A 17,124-nucleotide genomic window follows, 5' to 3' on the forward strand; every position below is an offset into this window, starting at 1 on the left:
CCGGCGACTGGAAACCCGACTGCCTCGCCACCTGGCTGCAGGACATCGATGGTGACGGAATCCTCACTTGGAGCACGGACACCCTACCCACCGGCAGTTACGAAGCCAAGGTCGCACACAACCTGAGCTGGACAGAGAATTACGGCGCTGACGGTGTGCCGAACGGAGCGAACATCGGTTTCAGCGCCACGGAAGGTAAGCAGACCATATTGAGCTACAACCTGGCCAGTCATCTGCTCACCGTCGTTTCAGCAGACCCACCGCTCGGCGGCACCGGTCAGGAGCGCGCTCACTGGTTGAGCGAAACGACGCTAGCCTGGCCGCGCGAGCTGCTGCCGGTGAACGCCGATCCAGCCGATCTCGTCTACGCACTCCATACCTCGTCCGACGCGACGCTGACCCTCACCGACGGCGCCGTGACCGGCGGTGACACCGTGACACTCGCCTACGACAGCGCGGGGCTCACCGACGCGCAAAAAGAGGCGTTCCCTGCGCTCGCGAACTTCGTGGTTCTGCGCCCGGTCGGCACGGACCGGGCAGAGGTTGAGCGGCTGCTCACCACGCAGCTACAGGTCAGCCAGGCCGGCGCCGACGGGACGCTGAGCGCGCTCACCGGGGTGCAACTGCCCGGCGTGCTCGATGACCTCTACGCGGATGCCGCCGCCGCTCGTCCGCTTGGCGTCACCTGGTTGAAGAAGCGGCCAACCGTCGCCGTCTGGGCCCCGACAGCGCAACAGGTCGACCTCCTGGCCTGGACCGCCGGCGACGCGGCCGAACCCGAGCGGGTCCCCCTGAAACGTCAGGCGGACGGGACATGGACGGCGACAGGTGTCAAGGACTGGGCGAACGCCTCCTTCGTCTTCGAGGTCACGGTATTCGCGCCGACCACCGGGAAGATCGAGGTGAATCAGATCACGGATCCATACTCTGTGGCCCTCACCACAAACTCGACCCGTTCAGTGTTCGTCGATCTGGCAAGCAAGGAGTTCCGGCCGAAGAAATGGGAACGAACCGATGCTCCCACGATCGACAATCCCGTCGACCGGTCAATTTACGAACTGCACGTACGCGATTTCTCCATCTCCGACGAGACCGTGGCGGAGCCGCTCCGCGGAACCTATGGCGCGTTTGATGTGGACAGCGCCGGTACCCGACACCTCGCCCAGCTCGCAGCTGCTGGCCTCAACACCGTGCACCTCCTGCCGACCTTTGACATCGCCACCATCGAAGAAGACCGCAGCACGCAGGCCGTTCCGGCCTGCGATCTGCAGTCCTTCGGACCGGCGTCGACCGAGCAACAGGCCTGCGTGCAGGCGACAGCCGATGCCGACGGTTTCAACTGGGGGTATGACCCGCTGCATTTTCAGGCGCCCGAGGGCTCGTATGCGGTGAATCCGCGTGGCGGGGCCAGAGTAGCCGAGTTCCGCAGCATGGTTGGTGCCCTGCACGGCGACGGCCTTCAGGTCGTCCTCGATGAGGTCTACAACCACACTGCGGCGAGCGGCCAGGCGTCCAAGTCGGTACTCGACAAGGTCGTGCCCGGGTACTACCACCGGCTCAACTCGCTCGGCGCCGTCGAGACCTCCACCTGTTGCCAGAACGTGGCCACCGAACATCGGATGGCCGATCGACTGATGGTCGACTCGGTCGTGCTCTGGGCAAAGGAGTATCGTGTCGACGGTTTCCGGTTCGATTTGATGGGCCACCACTCGAAGGAGAACCTCCTGAACGTGCGTCAGGCCCTCGACATGCTCACCACACGGAAAGATGGCATCGACGGGAAAGCAATATACCTGTACGGAGAAGGCTGGAACTTCGGCGAAGTGGCGAACAACGCCCTGTTTGAGCAGGCGAGCCAAGGCCAGCTCGGCGGAACGGGTATCGGCACGTTCAACGACCGGTTGCGCGACGCCGTTCATGGCGGCAGCCCCGTCGATGGCGGCACCGTGCAGCAGCAGGGCTTCGGCACCGGACTCGGCACCGATCCCAACGGGGCGCCCATCAACGGCACGCCCGAGCAGGCGCTGACCCAACTGGGACAGGCAAGCGACCTCGTGCGGCTCGGTCTGGCCGCGAACCTGCGCGCCTACAGTTTCGTCACCTCTGACGGCACGGTGAAACGCGGTGATCAGCTCGACTACAACGGTTCCCCGGCCGGCTATGCCGACCAGCCCGACGAGGTGATCAACTACGTCGATGCCCATGACAACGAGACGCTGTTCGATCTGCTCGCGCTCAAGATGCCAGCCGACTCCGCGATGACCGATCGGGTGCGCATGAACACCCTGTCACTGGCAACCGCGACCCTCTCGCAGGCACCGTCACTCTGGCACGCCGGCACCGACCTGCTGCGGTCCAAGTCCCTCGATCGGGACAGCTACAACTCGGGCGACTGGTTCAACCGCATCGATTGGGCCGGGCAGACAAATAACTTCGGGGTAGGTCTTCCGTCTGCAGCGGCAAATGAGGAGAAGTGGGACATCCAGCGGCCGCTGCTGGAGAACCCCGCGCTCGTGCCGACCCCGGCCGACATCGCGGCCGCGTCAGATCAGGCGCAGGATCTGCTCCGGCTCAAGCAGTCGACCGAGCTCTTCCGACTCGGCGACGCGAAACTGATCACACAGAAGCTGTCATTCCCAGCTAGTGGGCCCACCGCGGTTCCCGGAGTCATTGTGATGCGCATCGACGACACCGTGGGCGCCGACGTTGACCGCACGCTCGATGGACTCCTGACAGTGTTCAACGCGAGTCCAGAGCCCCAGACTATTCGGCTGGCGGACCTGGCTGGCATGGAGTACACACTCAGCCCCACTCAGGCGACCGGAACGGATGCTGTGGTCAAGACCACGACCTGGGACCGCATCACCGGCACGGTCACCGTGCCCGCCCGTACCGTGGTCGTTTTGGTCGACAACCAGCAGAAACGGGGAAAGTAGCGATCTCGACCCCACTCGCCCCGCCGCTACGCCAGGGCGTGGCGGGCGATGGCGTCGTAGCGCACGGCGAGGTCTTCGGGCGTGAGCGCCCCGTCGAGCCGATACCACTGCGCGACGCCCGTACACATCGTGACGATGGCGAGGCTGGCCTCGTGCGGATACTGGGTGCCGAAAACGCCCTCCGCCACTCCGGCGTCGATGATCTCATCCACCATGCGCTGCTGCCGATCTCGCGCGGCAATGTGTGCGGTGCGCGCATCCCCCTCCAGGCTGCGAATCTCACTCGCAGCGATGAACGCAAGGTCGCTGCGGTGCGCGTGGAACAGCACCAGACACTCAATCAACAGTCGAAACCGGTCCTCAACGGCTGGGCCGGCTTCGGCCAGAGCGCTCTCGCACCGCTCCAGCAGGTCCTGCATGGCAAATCGCGCGATCGACACGAGCAGAGCGTGTTTCGACGGGTAGTGGTGGTAGAGGCCGGGCACCGATAGCCCCACCCGGGCAGCCACGGCGCGAATTTTCGTGCCGTGATAACCGTGCTCGACGAAGCAATCCGCCGCCGTCTGCAGCATGGGCGGAAGGGTTTCTTCCGCATAGTTCCGCCAGGCGCGCGCCGGGCCGGCCCCGTCGGTCGAGACGGTCATCTTTGTCACAGGGACTCGCTTTCTCGAGAAAACCGATTGTGGATAAATTCTTGACACACAACATCCGTTCCCCAAGACTAAGGCTACCGAGCGATCGCTCGGTAGTGACTTCTCCACGGATGGGCTGGCCGCCTACAAATACCCGAGATCAATTCACATCATCGACGACCTGCCCAAAACCCACACCGGAAAGATTCGCCGCGCGGCGCTGCGCGGCAGAGGACACTCATGACAGACCAGAATTGCCGCCGCTTGGAGGGCAGAACCGCCCTCGTCACCGGTGCGAGCCGCGGAATCGGGCTGGCCATTGCACACCGACTCGTGTCGGAGGGGGCCCGCGTCTGCATCACGGCGCGGAGCCTCGAGCCGCTCGAGGCGGCACTCGCCTCGTTTCCACCAGAAAGCGTGATCGCGGTGGCCGGTAAGTCCCACGACCCCGAGCACCGGGCGCAGGTGCTCGATACCGTGGCGCGGCACTTCGGCCAGCTCGACATTCTGGTGAACAACGTGGGCATCAATCCCGTCTACGGCCCTCTGCTCGACCTTGATCTGGATGCCGCCCGCAAAATCACCGAGGTGAATCTGTTCGGTACGCTCGCCTGGATTCAGGATGCCGTGCATCACCCCGTTCTCGATTTCTCGGGCCGTGGCGGCTCCGTGATCAACATGTCATCCGTCACGGGCGAGACCGCTTCGCCCGGCATCGGCTTCTATGGCGTGACGAAAGCCGCCATCGCACACCTCACCCGAACACTCGCCGCCGAAATGGGACCGAGCGTCCGCGTGAACGCGGTGGCGCCCGCCATCGTGAAAACACAGTTCGCAAAGGCCCTGTACGAGGGCAAGGAGGCCGAGGTTGCCGCGCAATACCCGCTTGGTCGTCTCGGCGAGCCCGGAGACGTGGCCGCAGCGGTGGCCTTCCTCGCCTCCGACGATGCCGCCTGGATCTCCGGCCAAGTGCTCAACCTCGACGGCGGCCTGCTCGCCGCCGGCGGCGTCGCCTAAACCTCAGTCATCGCTCGAAAGGACTCACCCTCATGACTACGTCCCCCGTGAACCTCTCCCCCGAGCACCGTGAAGCGCTGCGGCTGCGCACCCGGGAGTTCATCCGCACGACCGTCATCCCCGCCGAGCCCCACCCGGGTGACACGCTCACGGCGGCCACGCGCATCCGCTTGCAGACGGCCGCCAAGGAGGCCGGCATTTTCGCTCCCCACGTGTCGACACAGTACGGCGGCCAGGGCCTGCCCATTGAGCACTGGTCGGTGGTTTTTCAGGAGGCTGGCTACTCCCCGATCGGCCCCAGCGTGCTCAACTGCATGGCCCCCGACGAAGGAAACATGCACATGCTCGCCCTCATCGGCACCGACGAGCAGAAGGAGCGCTACCTCGTTCCGCTCGCACTCGGCGACACGCGATCCTGCTTCGGCATGACCGAACCGCACCCGGGAGCAGGCTCCGACCCGGCCGCCCTGCGCACGACCGCCACCAAGGTCGACGGCGGCTGGTCCATCACCGGCCACAAACGGTTCACGAGCGGCGCGCTGCTCGCCGATTTCTGCATCGTGATGACCCGCACCGAGGCCACCGGCGAGGCTCCGGCCGGCGCCACCATGCTTCTTGTCGACATGTCGAATCCCGGCGTGCGCCTCGGAACGCTTATTCACACCATGGACCGGGCCATCGACGGGGGGCACCCGCACGTGCACTTCGACGAGGCCATCGTGCCGGATTCGGCGGTGCTCGGAGAGGTCGGCAAGGGCTTCACCTACGCCCAGGTGCGTCTGGGACCCGCCCGACTCACGCACTGCATGCGCTGGCTCGGCCTCGCCCGCCGGTCCCTCGACATCGCGCTCGACCGCATCGAACGCCGCGAAATCTTCGGGTCACCCATGAAAGACCTCGGCCTCGCCCAGGAACTCATCGCCCAGTGCGTGATCGACATCGAAACCTCCGACGCCATCATTACCAAGGCTGCCCAGCTTCTGGCCACGGATGCGAAGGCCGGTTCGGCCCTGTCGTCGGTCGCCAAGGTCTACGTCTCTGAAGCCGTCAACCGCGTGATCGACCGGTGCGTGCAGCTCTGCGGAGGCGACGGCGTCTCCGATGCGCTGCCCCTCGCCTCCTACCTCAACGAGGTACGCGCGTTCCGTATCTACGACGGCTCCAACGAGACTCACAAGTGGGCAATCTCCCGCCGAGCATCCGCCCGACGCGCTGCGGCCGTGGCCGCTGGAGAGCCCTACCTCGCCGACGTGGGAGATGAGTTCTGATGCTGACCGATGCAGACGGCTTCGAGGTTGTGCGAAGCAGAGCGGATGCCGCGGGCCTCGCCTCCCCTCCCCTGCTGGTTCTTGACGCCGTCGAGGAATTCTTGGACGAGCAGAAACTCGGTGCGGGTCCGCTCCGCTTTGCACGAATCGGGGATGGGCAGTCGAATGTCACGTACCGCATCGAGCGAGGGGAGGATGTGTTCGTGTTGCGCCGCGGGCCGCGGCCCCCGCTACCCAAATCAACCCACGACATGGTTCGAGAAGCGCGCATTCAACAGCTCGTATCGGCGGAAGGCGTACCCGTGCCGGAGATCCTCGCGGTGTGCACCGACGAGTCCGTGCTCGGGGTTCCCTTCTATGTCATGAACTTCCTCAGCGGAATCACGGTCGCCGACGAGGTACCCACTCTGCTGAGCTCACCGGAACAGCGCGCGAGCACGAGCGCGGCCGTCGTGGATACCCTCGTGCAGTTGCACCGGGTACCCGTGGCCGAAGGCGGCCTCGCCACCTTCGGCCGACCCGACGGGTACCTGCGCCGCCAGGTGGAACGCTTCGGCGGCCTGTGGAGCGTGAACACCACGAGGGACCTTCCCGATGTGGCCCGGATCGGGCGCTGGCTCGGCGCCAACATTCCGCTGAGCCAGACCGCCAGCGTGATCCACGGCGACTACCGCACCGGCAACCTTCTGTTTGCTGCAGACGCGCCCGCACGGGTGCTCGCCGTTCTCGATTGGGAAATGGCCACGGTGGGTGACCCGTTGGCTGACCTTGGTTACCTCACCGCCACCTATTCCGAACCGGGCAGCACGCCGACGCCGCTCGAACGCACCCGGGTCACCCGGCAACCGGGCTACTGGAGCCGCGACGAGCTCGTGGCCCGCTACCAGGAGCAGATGCCGCTCGATCTCAGCGCCCTCAACTGGTATCAGACCCTGGCCCTCTGGAAGGCATCCATCTTCTGCGAGGCGATTTACACGCGCTGGCTGAACGGTGAACGTCCGGATGACACCTCATTCGGCCCGTCTCTCGCCGAGGGAATCCCGCGGCTTCTCGACGGCGCCCGGCAATTCGCCGGCCAGGCGAGCGGCATCGACTTCTAGCCGGGCCGACGGTTCAGCTCGCCAGCGCGAACTCGACCCAGAGCGGGTAGTGATCGGAGATGCGCCACGACAGCGTCTCGCGTTCCAACCCGGGGTAGACGTGCAGCGGAAAGTTGAACGACCCCCCGCGGCCGGTGTACGTCATGCCGCGCAACAGCGACTGCACCGGGTTGGTGTTGGTGGTGAACCAGGCGATCTGGTCGTAGAAGTGCGGCGCAGTTTCATCGTCAAAGATGGTGCGGGGAAGCTTATTGAGCTCGGGCGGAGGAAAGAGGCCCGTCTCGATGAACGCGTCGTACAGCGGGTTGCCGTACCGGTCAATGTTGAAATCGCCGAGCACCAGCAGGTTCGTGTTCCAGTCGTTCTTGCGGTCGGCCCAGGCGCGCATCCACTCGGCAAAAGCCCGAATTTCGGGGATGCGCTCGCTCGCACTGGCCCACACGATGTGCACGGTGGTGAGAATGAATTCCACACCGTCGCGGGTGAAACTCGCCGCGTAGGGTGAGCGGGCGAACTGCAGTGCCGTGCGCACCCGCACCGCCGCGGGCAGCACGATCTCGCCCACCAGACCGGACGGCTGCACGCGGGTGGTGTCGTAGAGAAACGTCAGCCGCTCCCCATTGCCCTTGTTCCCCTCGGTCACGTCCGAGGTGAGGACACGCCAGTGCGCACCGAGCATGGTCATGAGAAATCGGAGGGCCGACACGTTTCGGCGAACCTCCTGCACCGCCACCACGTCGAAGTGCGCCAGAATCTGGGCGATGCTCGCCACGGCCCGCCAGTCACGCTGCGGTTTCGTAGCGGATGTCGCCGCCCAGGTGGGTGAAAGCCCAGAGAACGCCCTGAGATTCCAGCTGCCCACGAGCAGATTATCGGCACGTTTAGCGGGAATGACAGCGTCAACAGCGGCACCCAACTGCATGAGTTCCGTGGCTACCTCGGCTGGCACGTTCACCACCACGCGAACCATAAAAGCACAGTGCAGCCGACTCGTCCAGCCCCCGGCACCGGGTTTAGAGGAAGGGCTCCTCGATCAGAGTCTCGGCCCGCTCCCACAGCTTTGCTGCCACACCGCGGTCACGCGACGTGCGGGTGGCCGGCTGGCGCGTGGGTGCACCGCGGGTGAGAAAACGTGGGCCGAAGTAGTCGCCGCCATGGGCATCCGGGTCGATGGCCGCACGCACGGTAGACCACGCGCCCTGCTGCTTACCCTGGGCACCCACAAGCCGTTGCACGCCGTCGATTACGCGCTTGGCCGGTGTGATCTCGTTAATGCCCGGCACGGTGGGGGTGAGGCCGGAGATGGAATAACCCGGGTGCGCCACGAGCGACTGCACGGTTCCGGCACCGGCGGCACGCAGCCGGCGGTCGAGCTCAAAACCGAACACCTGCATGGCGATCTTGGACTGCGCGTAAGCCTTCCACCCGTTGTAGGTCGTGGCGAGCTGCAGGTCGTCGAGCGAGGAATCCATGAGCCGCGAGATCATGGACCCGAGCGACACCACTCGGCTGCCGGGAGTGCGCCGAAGGGCCGACAGCGTGCCCGCCGCGAGCGCAAAGTGCCCCAGAAAGTTGGTGGCAAAAATGAGCTCGTTGCCGTCGAGGCTCACGAGCCGGTCGGCCGAAGGGTGCACGATTCCGGCGTTCAGAATAAGCCCGTCCAGGCGCGGCAGGGCGCGCAGCGACTCGGCGGCCGTGCGCACCGACACCAGGTCAGACACGTCGAGGAGCATCCTCGAAACGGATGCCCCGGGCACGCGCGACCGAATGGCCGCAAGCGCCGCTTGGGCTCGCGTTTCGTTTCGGCACGCCAGCACCACGTGGGCGCCCGTGCTCGCCAGCTGCTCACTCGTGAAGTAGCCGAGGCCCGCGTTGGCGCCGGTGACCACGAAGGTCTTGCCCGCCTGGCTGGGCAACGCACGCGGGTTCCAGCTCATGACGCGGCGGGAGCTGCCGTGCCGCCGGCGATCTGCACGTGGTGGTGAATGACCTCGGCGATCACGAAGTTGAGGAACTTCTCCGCAAAAGCGGGGTCGAGGTGGGCCTCGAGGGCCAGATTACGCAGCCGATCAATCTGCTGCAGTTCACGCCCCGGGTCGGCGGGCGGCAGGCCATGGGCAGCCTTCAGTCGCCCCACCTGCTGAGTGAATTTGAACCGCTCAGCCAGCAGATGAATGAGCGCGGCATCGATATTGTCGATGCTTTCGCGAATGCTGTGCAGCTGGTCAATTGCATCTTGTCCCGCGTCGGCGGGGAGTTCCTCGTTTACAGCCATGCTTTGACGATAATGCATCGGTGTCGATCACCCCTGCCCGGGCGCGGGCCGCGGGTGCATTCAGGGCAACGGATCGGCGACTGCCGAGGTTACGCGGCGCGCGGGGAGACCGAGCCGCAGCCGCTTCTGGGTGAGGAGGATGCCGACAAGAACGAGCACGGCACCGGCGGGTTCGTGCCAGGAGAACGTTTCGGCCAGCACGAGCACTCCAAGCACCACACCCACGACGGGCGTGACGTACGTGACCATCGAGGCGTTCGTGGGACCCCAGGCCCGCAGCACGTTGATATTCCAAATGTAGGCGAGGCCCGTACCGAGGGCGCCGAGGGTGAGCAGGCTCGCCACGATGGGCCAGCTCAGCTGCACCGGATTCCAGGCGACCACGGGCGTGAGCACCAGCATGATCGCGCCGGCAAGGCCGATATTCAGGAACGCGAACGTACTCCCCGCGATGGGACGCCCGCTGAGAAACCTGCGGGTGTACCCGAAGGTGAAGCCGTAACAGACGCCAGCACCGAGGCAGGCGAACTGGCCCCAGAGATCCCCGGTGAGCGCCGAGTACTGCCAGGGCCCGATGATAATGACGACCCCGAAGATGCCCACCAGAACCCCCACCACCTGGCCGCGCACGAGACGCTCCACCCGAAACGCGTAGGTGGCCATCAACGCGGTCATGATGGGTGTCACCGCGTTGTAGATGCTCGCGAGGCTCGACGAGACATACTGCTCAGCCCAGGCGAAGAGGAGGTGTGGCACGACGCATCCGCTGATCGCGATGACGAAGAAGTGCACCCAGACCAGGGGCTCACGAGGCAGCACCGGGCCACCGTTCACGCGCGGGCGTCGGGCCAGCACGATGAGGCCAAGGGTGAGGCCGCCGAGGACAAGCCGCGACCAGGCCACTTGGCCGAAGGTGACCTCCTGAAGGGCAATCTTCATGAAGAGAAAACTGGCTCCCCAGATGAGGCCCATTCCGAGGAACTGCAGGCCCACGAGGGTGTTGCGGGACGACGTCGTTGGGCTCACGTCACGAGACTATCGCGCGCCGCGGGGGCTGTTCCACACTGCAGCGGGTAGCGACGGACCCCACCAACACCTCACCCGGGGCGGTGAGGCCGTTAGCATCGAGAGATGTCCGATTCTGTTCAGCTGTCCCCCACCGTGACGCTCCGAACGCTCCGCGGTGGAGACGCCCCCGCTCTGCTCGACGCTTACACGCGCAATCGCGCTCACCTTGCTCCGTGGGATCCGGCCCGGCTGGACTCGTTCTTCACCCTCAGCGTGCAGCAGGCCATGGTCGCCGTGCAACGTGAGGAACTTGCCATGGGAACGGGTCTGCCCCTGGTGCTCCTGGAAGATGGCCGCATTGTGGGCCGCATGACGCTGTCCCGAATCGTGCGCGGTCCGCTGCAGAGTGCCAGCGTGGGGTACTTTATCGATGCGGAGTGCACCGGGCGCGGTCTGGCATCCGCTGCCCTCGCGCACATTGTGCGACAGGCGGATCGAACCCTGGGCCTGCACCGGATCGAGGCCAGCACGCTGCTGCATAACGTGGGGTCGCAGCACGTGCTGCGCGGGGTCGGGTTTGAGCAGTTCGGCATGGCGAAGGAGTTTTTGAAGATCGCCGGTACGTGGCAGGACCACCTGCTGTTTCACAAGATATTGGGGTGAGGACAGCTCGTGAGATCGGGTCACGAGGTCTCGACCGCGCCGTAGACGGCGCCTGCTCGACCAGCGAAATGGGGGCACGGCGCGGGGCGCGGGGCGAGATCGGGTCACGAGGTCTCGACCGCGCCGTAGACGGCGCCTGCTCGACCAGCGAGATGGGGGCGCGGCGCGGGGCGCGAGCGCGGGGCGGGGGCGCGGGGCGCGGCGCGGGGCGGGGGCTAGCGGGGGACGTTTCGGTAGGTGATGGAGCGGGCGGGGATTGCGTCTACCTTGGCCTGGAGGCGGGCGCGCACCGCGGGCCATTCGTCGATGAGGATCGAGTACATGGCGGTGTCCCGCCAGCTGCCGTCGGTGCGCACCTCATGACGACGCAGCACACCCTCAAACGTGGCACCAACGGCCTCGATGGTTGCTCTCGACCGGGTATTGATGGCATCGGCTTGAATGGTGATGCGACCGAAGTCGTTGCGGAAGGCCTCGGTGAGCAGCAGAAGTGTGCACTCGGTGTTCACGCCGGTGCCCCAGACGCGCGGGTCGTACGCGGTCCAGCCCAGCTGGGCGCTCTCGTTTTCGAGATCAAAGTCGCCCAGCGTAATGGTGCCCACGGCATCACCGTCGTTCAGCCCGCCGAGTAGCCTCACCACGTACGGCAGGCTCTCCCACTGAAAATAGTCGCGTGCCCAGATGACGAAACCATCGACATCCGTTCGTAAAGCCGCCAGGCCACCGCCATAACCGGACTCGAAAACGACCCGCTTCGCGATGGCTCGGTGGAGGTCGGGGAGGGCTTCACCACCGAGCGGTTGCAGCTGCACAAAACGACCCCGAAGGGTGGCGGAGGGCGGACGTCGGGCGGTCACGACATCATTGTGCCAGTTACTGCGGGCAATGCAATGGGCGACGGCAAACCCTTAGTGAGCGTTCGCGGCGATGTGAAAGGCCGCGGGCTGGAACGTGCCGTTCCTCTCCCGGAACGCGCGCGCCGTGCCCGGCCACAACAGGGTGAGTCGTTGGCTTCGGTCATCCACGTACCAACTCGTGCAGGCGCCCCGCAGCCACACGGTGGGCTGGCTCATCGCATCGATCAGCTGCGTGTAGCCCTGTTCCGCTGCGTGCGTCACCTCCAGCACCGCGTCACCGTTCGCCGCCCGAAAGTCGAGCGCCCCCAGGATGTAATCGATCTGCGTCTCGATCATGTAAATCGCTGAATTGTGCCCGAGGCTGGCATTGGGTCCGTCGATGATGAAGAGGTTGGGGTAGCCGTGAACAACCGTGGAGGCAAAGGACGTCATACCGTTCGACCAGTGCGTGGAGAGTGTGACGCCCGATCGTCCCACGATGCGGTCGGCGAAGGGCGGCCTCGTGGTGTGAAAGCCGGTGGCGAAGACGATGACATCAAGGTCGTAAGCGTTGCCGCTGGCAGCGCTGGCCGTGGAGCCCGCCACGGCGGACAGCGCCGAGCTTTCGACCGTCACATGGCTGCTCGACAGTGCGGGGTAGTACTCGTTTGAGAGCAACACGCGCTTGCAGCCGATTTCGTACTCCGGTGTCAGTCGTGCGCGCAGCTCGGGGTCGGCAATTCCCTCCGCCAGGTTGAGGAGCGCGCGGGCGCGGAGCGCATTGATCTTTTCCGGGATCCCCAGGCGCTCCTCGAAGGCTTCTTCCGCCTGGGAGAAGATCGCGGATCGGGATTCGTCGAGCACGTCGGGGTCGCTCCGAAACACGTACCGCTCGGCGGGTGAGTAGGAACGGTCGGGCCGCGGCACCACCCAGGCGGCGCTGCGCTGAAACACCACCATCTCGGCCGCCACCTTCGCGACGGACGGAACGATCTGGATGGCGGAGGCACCGGTACCCACAATGCCCACGCGCGCTCCCGCGAGGCTCACTGAGTGATCCCACCGGCTCGAGTGAAAGACGTCGCCCGAGAACGTGTCCAGCCCGTCTAGTGCCGGCATTTGTGCGTCCGAGAGTCGTCCGGCGGCCGACACGAGCACGCGAGCGGTGCAGACTCCGCGCGTTGTTGTGATGAGCCACCGCTCCTCGGCCTCGATCCAGCGTGCTTCCAGAACCTCGGTGCTCAACCGCAGGTGTGGGAGCAGGCCCTCATCGCGCACGCACTCTTGCAAATATTCCAGGATCTCCGCCCCGGCGGGAAACACGTGGGTCCAATCGGGTTTCTGCCGAAACGAGAAGGAGTACAGGTGAGAGGGGATGTCGCAGGCGACCCCGGGGTAGGTGTTGTCCCGCCACGTTCCACCAATATCTGCGGCGCGTTCCAGAACAAGAAAGTTATCGAATCCCCGGCGGGCCAACTGGATGCCGAGGCCCACCCCACCAAAGCCCGCCCCCAGAATGACAACGTCGACATCCGCGCCGTGAAGCATGTCGTGCGGCACGTCGTCCTGGTCACCCGGGTGTGCCACCCTCACACGCTGCCGTACAGGGTGGTGCGTTGCCGTGTTGACCGGCCGATCTCGGCCGCGGACCTCTCCATCTGCCGCACAGCCAGCACCAGGCCGGCTTCCTGACCCGCACCGGGAGAGAGCGTGCCGTCGAGAAGAACCCCGCCCAGGTCATCCGCTCCCCCCTGGAGAACCTGCTGGCTGGCCCGAATACCCAGCTTGGGCCAGGCGGCCTGGATGTGGTCAATGCTTCCGCTGAGCATCAGCCGGGCCACCGCATGCAGTGCTCGGGTTTGGTCAATCGTGGGACCGGACCCCCCGATCGCTCCGAGCGCCGCGGGAAAGCCGGCCGGCACGAACGGCATGGGAATGAACTCGGTGAACCCATTCGTCTCGTTCTGAATCCGGATCAGCGCTCGAAGATGCGCTACCTGCTGGCTGGGCGACTCGATGTGGCCGTAGACCATGGTTGCCGTTGACCGCAGTCCGGTGCGATGCGCGGCCGTGATCAGGCTCGTCCAGACGGCCACCGTGAGGTCTTTCCCGCCCGAAAGCGTGTGACGGATGCCGTCATCCAGGATCCACGCACCGGTGCCCGGAACGGAACCCAGGCCGGCCTCCCGGAGCGCGTGCAGAAATTCGGCCGGGGCGAGCCCACAGCGCGAGGCCCCATCGAGGATCTCCACGGGCCGGAGGGCGTGCAGGTGCAGGTTCGGATTGCGGGTGCTGATTCTGCGCACCAGGTCGAGGTAGGTTGCCCCGGGCAGTGCCGGGTCGATTGCGCCCTGAATGCAGAGCTCCGTGGCACCCAGCAGGGTGGCCTCATCCACGAGTTCGTCCAGCGTTTCCGCCGAGAGCCGGGCCGGGAACAGTGACGAGTCGACGTTTCGATTCACCACATACGTCACCGCGTCACCGACCGTGTCCTGGCGCAGGGCGTCGGCGATGGCGGTGAGCACCGTCAGGTCGGCTCCCGTGGCGCCGAGCAGGGTGACGTAGTCGTCATCGCTCAGGCCGGTGGGAGTCGTCTCGGCCGCCCGGAGGACAACGGCGACCGACCCTTCACCACGGGGCGACCGACCGGGCACGGGAAGTTCCGCCGTCCACGGGCGCCCGACGAGCGGGGCATCCTCCCGGGCCATCCCCGTGTGCGGATCTGCCAGGGCGAGCAGGTGCGGCGCCACCCGGGGGTCAATCCACGGCTCCCCCGCACGAATGTAGTGCGGGTGAGCGGTGAGGCGCTCGCGCAGTTCGAAGCCGCTCTCGGCGGTCAGGCGGGCAAGCTCGTCGATCTGCGGCCAGGGCCGTTCCGGGTTGACGTGATCCGGGGTGAGCGGACTCACTCCGCCCCAATCGTCGATACCCGCACGGATCAGCAGGGAGAGCTCCGCCGCGTCGGTCAGATTCGGTGGGGCCTGGATGCGCGATCCGGCACCCAGCACCAGCCGGGTGACCGCCACGGCCGCCACATACTCCTGAGTGGCCAGGTCGTTCGCGCGCATCATGGCCGTCGCCGGCTTGGCACGGAAGTTCTGCACAATGACTTCCTGAATGTGCCCATGGCGGTCGGACGAGTCACGAATGGCGAACATCGCATCCACTCGTTCAGCATTGTTCTCCCCGATGCCCAGCAGGACCCCGGTGGTGAAGGGGATATTCGAACGGCCGGCGTCCTCGAGAACCCGCAGTCGCACCGCCGGGTCCTTGTCGGGAGACCCGTAGTGCGGGCCGCCCTTCTCGGACCAGAGCCTCGTGGCGGTGGTCTCGAGCATCATGCCCATTGAAGGTGCCACGGGCTTGAGCCGCTGCATTTCCGCCCACGTCATGACGCCGGGGTTGAGGTGAGCCAGAAGCCCGGTCTCCTCCAGGATGAGGATCGCCATGTGGCGCATGTACTCGAGCGTCGACTCATAGCCGTGGCTGTCGAGCCACTCGCGGGCAACGGGCCACCGGTTCTCGGGACGATCTCCCAGCGTGAAGAGAACCTCCTTGCAGCCGAGGGCCGCGCCGTCCCGAGCGACATTGAGGATTTCCTCCGGCGACAGGTAGGGCGTTTCACCGGACTTCAGCAACTGGCCGGGCGTCTGCACAAAGGTGCAGTAGTGGCATCGGTCTTGGCAGAGGCGGGTCAGCGGAACAAAAACCTTGCGTGAGTAGGTGATCACGCCCGAGCGACCCGCCACCTCGAGGCCGCGATCGCGAACCCTGCCGGCGATGCGCAGCAGCCGGTCCAACTCCTGGTCGCGAGCGCTCAGCAGCGTCTCGGCATCGATTGCGCTCACGGCCTCGCCGGCTTCAACCCGGTCGAGAGCCTCGCGAATCAGATCGGTGTGCGGCTCGACTCCAGTGGAGGAGTCGGCGATGGTACGGGCGGTGGCAGACATGGCTTTCCTGAGTGGACGGTCGATCCCCGACAGCCCAAAGCCAGGCCCAAAAACAGATTCGAGCCGAGCCTACACCCCGGCATACCGGCATTCTTTGGCCGTCAACCGATCACAACCGGGCCACCGGGGTGGTGGTGCCCGCGCTCAGACCTAGTCGATCAGGTCGTGACGCACCACAATCGCTTCGCGGTCGGGCCCCACACCGATGGCCGAGATGCGAGCACCGCTGATGGATTCGAGCTTGAGCACATAGTCCTGAGCGGCCTGCGGCAGGTCGGCAAAGGTGCGCACACCGGTGATGTCTTCGGTCCAGCCCGCGAACTCCTCGTAGATGGGAGTTGCGTGGTGAAAGTCGGACTGCGACACGGGCACCTCGTCGACGCGAACACCGTCAACGGAGTAGGCGACACACACCGGGATAGTGGCGAGGCCGGTGAGCACGTCGAGCTTAGTGAGCACAAAGTCGGTGACGCCGTTGATGCGCGCCGTGTAGCGCGCCACCGGGGCGTCGTACCAGCCGGTGCGGCGTGGACGGCCCGTGGTGGTGCCGAACTCGAAGCCCTTCGCGCGCAGGAACTCCCCCGAGTCGTCGAAGAGTTCGGTGGGGAACGGGCCAGACCCGACGCGAGTCGTGTAGGCCTTGACCACGGCGATGATGCGATCGATGCGGTTGGGCGCAACACCGGAACCGGTCACGGCACCGCCCGACGTGGCGTTCGACGACGTGACGAACGGGTACGTGCCGTGGTCGACGTCGAGCATCGTGGCCTGGCCACCCTCGAACAGCACGGTCTTGCCGGCCTCGAGCGCCTGGTGCAGCAGCAGTGCGGTGTCGGCGACCATGGGACGCAGACGCTCGGCGTAGGCGAGCAGCTCCGCCACAATCTCGTCCACCTCGATGGCGCGACGGTTGTACACCTTCACGAGGAGGTGGTTCTTCTGGCCGAGAGCACCCTCAACCTTTTGGCGCAAAATGTTCTCATCGAAGAGGTCCTGCACGCGAATGCCCACGCGGTTGATCTTGTCGGCGTACGCCGGGCCGATTCCGCGGCCGGTAGTGCCGATCTGGCGCTTACCGAGAAAACGCTCGGTCACCTTGTCGAGTGTGCGGTGGTACTGGGTGATGAGGTGCGCGTTGGCGCTCACCTTGAGGCGGGAGACGTCAACGCCACGCTCGCTGAGGGCATCGAGCTCTTCGAAGAGCACCTCAATGTCCACAACAACGCCGTTGGCGATGACCGGGGTGACCCCGGGGCTCAGGATGCCGGAGGGCAGCAGGTGCAGGGCGTACTTCTCGTCACCAACCACAACGGTGTGCCCGGCGTTGTTGCCGCCGTTGAACTTGACGACATAGTCGACGCGGCTTCCGAGCAGGTCTGTGGCCTTACCCTTGCCCTCATCGCCCCACTGGGCTCCGATCAGAACGATCGCTGGCATAT

At 65.6% G+C, this 17,124-nt stretch carries 14 protein-coding genes; 5 read left to right on the forward strand and 9 right to left on the reverse strand.

All coding sequences use genetic code 11. The features are described 5' to 3' along the window. Positions 1 to 2,936 (forward strand): pullulanase-type alpha-1,6-glucosidase (gene pulA / locus H4V99_RS00005; protein ID WP_280674412.1); only part of this gene is annotated, 2,936 nt, incomplete at its 5' end. A gap of 26 nt (positions 2,937 to 2,962) precedes the next feature. On the opposite strand, the gene H4V99_RS00010 is transcribed toward pulA, so the two are convergent. After that, complete coding sequence (locus H4V99_RS00010; protein ID WP_280679836.1) at positions 2,963 to 3,580, reverse strand: TetR/AcrR family transcriptional regulator; 618 nt, start codon at positions 3,578 to 3,580, stop codon at positions 2,963 to 2,965. 228 nt (positions 3,581 to 3,808) lie between these two features. Here H4V99_RS00010 and H4V99_RS00015 point away from each other — a divergent pair, with 228 nt between their 5' ends. Genes H4V99_RS00015 through H4V99_RS00025 form a run of 3 tightly spaced genes read left to right on the forward strand, consistent with a single transcriptional unit; the run spans position 3,809 to position 6,953 of the window. Continuing rightward, positions 3,809 to 4,585, forward strand: coding sequence for an SDR family oxidoreductase (locus H4V99_RS00015; protein WP_280674414.1), 777 nt, complete (start codon positions 3,809 to 3,811; stop codon positions 4,583 to 4,585). Positions 4,586 to 4,617: 32 nt separating this feature from the next. Then, entirely contained in the window at positions 4,618 to 5,853 is a 1,236-nt protein-coding gene (locus H4V99_RS00020) for an acyl-CoA dehydrogenase family protein (protein ID WP_280674416.1), read from the forward strand. Then, entirely contained in the window at positions 5,853 to 6,953 is a 1,101-nt protein-coding gene (locus H4V99_RS00025; protein ID WP_280674418.1) for a phosphotransferase family protein, read from the forward strand. The genes H4V99_RS00020 and H4V99_RS00025 overlap by 1 nt, the downstream gene beginning before the upstream one ends. A 13-nt stretch (positions 6,954 to 6,966) precedes the next feature. Here the strand turns inward: H4V99_RS00025 and H4V99_RS00030 are convergent, their stop codons facing one another. From H4V99_RS00030 to H4V99_RS00045, 4 genes are read right to left on the reverse strand one after another with little or no spacing between them, the layout of a single operon-like run. Beyond that, a complete protein-coding gene (locus tag H4V99_RS00030; RefSeq protein ID WP_280674420.1) occupies positions 6,967 to 7,923 on the reverse strand; it encodes an endonuclease/exonuclease/phosphatase family protein in 957 nt (318 codons plus the stop codon). Between the two features lie 43 nt (positions 7,924 to 7,966). Further along, the gene (locus H4V99_RS00035) at positions 7,967 to 8,890 is read right to left on the reverse strand and encodes an SDR family NAD(P)-dependent oxidoreductase (RefSeq protein WP_280674422.1); all 924 of its coding nucleotides are present in this window, start codon (positions 8,888 to 8,890) and stop codon (positions 7,967 to 7,969) included. After that, on the reverse strand, positions 8,887 to 9,228 hold the full coding sequence (locus H4V99_RS00040) for a chorismate mutase (RefSeq protein WP_280674424.1): 342 nt from the start codon (positions 9,226 to 9,228) through the stop codon (positions 8,887 to 8,889). The genes H4V99_RS00035 and H4V99_RS00040 overlap by 4 nt, the downstream gene beginning before the upstream one ends. A 60-nt stretch (positions 9,229 to 9,288) precedes the next feature. Beyond that, positions 9,289 to 10,254: a DMT family transporter gene (locus H4V99_RS00045; protein ID WP_280674426.1), complete on the reverse strand. Its 966-nt coding sequence runs from the start codon at positions 10,252 to 10,254 to the stop codon at positions 9,289 to 9,291. 105 nt (positions 10,255 to 10,359) lie between these two features. Here H4V99_RS00045 and H4V99_RS00050 point away from each other — a divergent pair, with 105 nt between their 5' ends. After that, positions 10,360 to 10,899 (forward strand): GNAT family N-acetyltransferase, encoded by a 540-nt coding sequence (locus H4V99_RS00050; protein ID WP_280674428.1) that lies wholly within the window; start codon positions 10,360 to 10,362, stop codon positions 10,897 to 10,899. Positions 10,900 to 11,114: 215 nt separating this feature from the next. Here H4V99_RS00050 and H4V99_RS00055 read toward each other — a convergent pair whose 3' ends face one another. The 4 genes from H4V99_RS00055 to H4V99_RS00070 form a co-directional block, all read right to left on the reverse strand. Continuing rightward, positions 11,115 to 11,756 (reverse strand): GNAT family protein, encoded by a 642-nt coding sequence (locus H4V99_RS00055; RefSeq protein WP_280674430.1) that lies wholly within the window; start codon positions 11,754 to 11,756, stop codon positions 11,115 to 11,117. A gap of 51 nt (positions 11,757 to 11,807) precedes the next feature. Continuing rightward, a complete protein-coding gene (locus H4V99_RS00060; RefSeq protein ID WP_280674432.1) occupies positions 11,808 to 13,322 on the reverse strand; it encodes an NAD(P)/FAD-dependent oxidoreductase in 1,515 nt (504 codons plus the stop codon). Positions 13,323 to 13,324: 2 nt separating this feature from the next. Then, the gene (gene cofG, locus H4V99_RS00065; protein ID WP_280674434.1) at positions 13,325 to 15,685 is read right to left on the reverse strand and encodes a 7,8-didemethyl-8-hydroxy-5-deazariboflavin synthase CofG; all 2,361 of its coding nucleotides are present in this window, start codon (positions 15,683 to 15,685) and stop codon (positions 13,325 to 13,327) included. Between the two features lie 150 nt (positions 15,686 to 15,835). After that, on the reverse strand, positions 15,836 to 17,122 hold the full coding sequence (locus H4V99_RS00070; RefSeq protein ID WP_280674436.1) for an adenylosuccinate synthase: 1,287 nt from the start codon (positions 17,120 to 17,122) through the stop codon (positions 15,836 to 15,838). Between the last annotated feature and the right edge of the window lie 2 nt (positions 17,123 to 17,124).

The organism is Cryobacterium sp. CG_9.6, from assembly GCF_029893365.1.
GTDB lineage: Bacteria > Actinomycetota > Actinomycetes > Actinomycetales > Microbacteriaceae > Cryobacterium.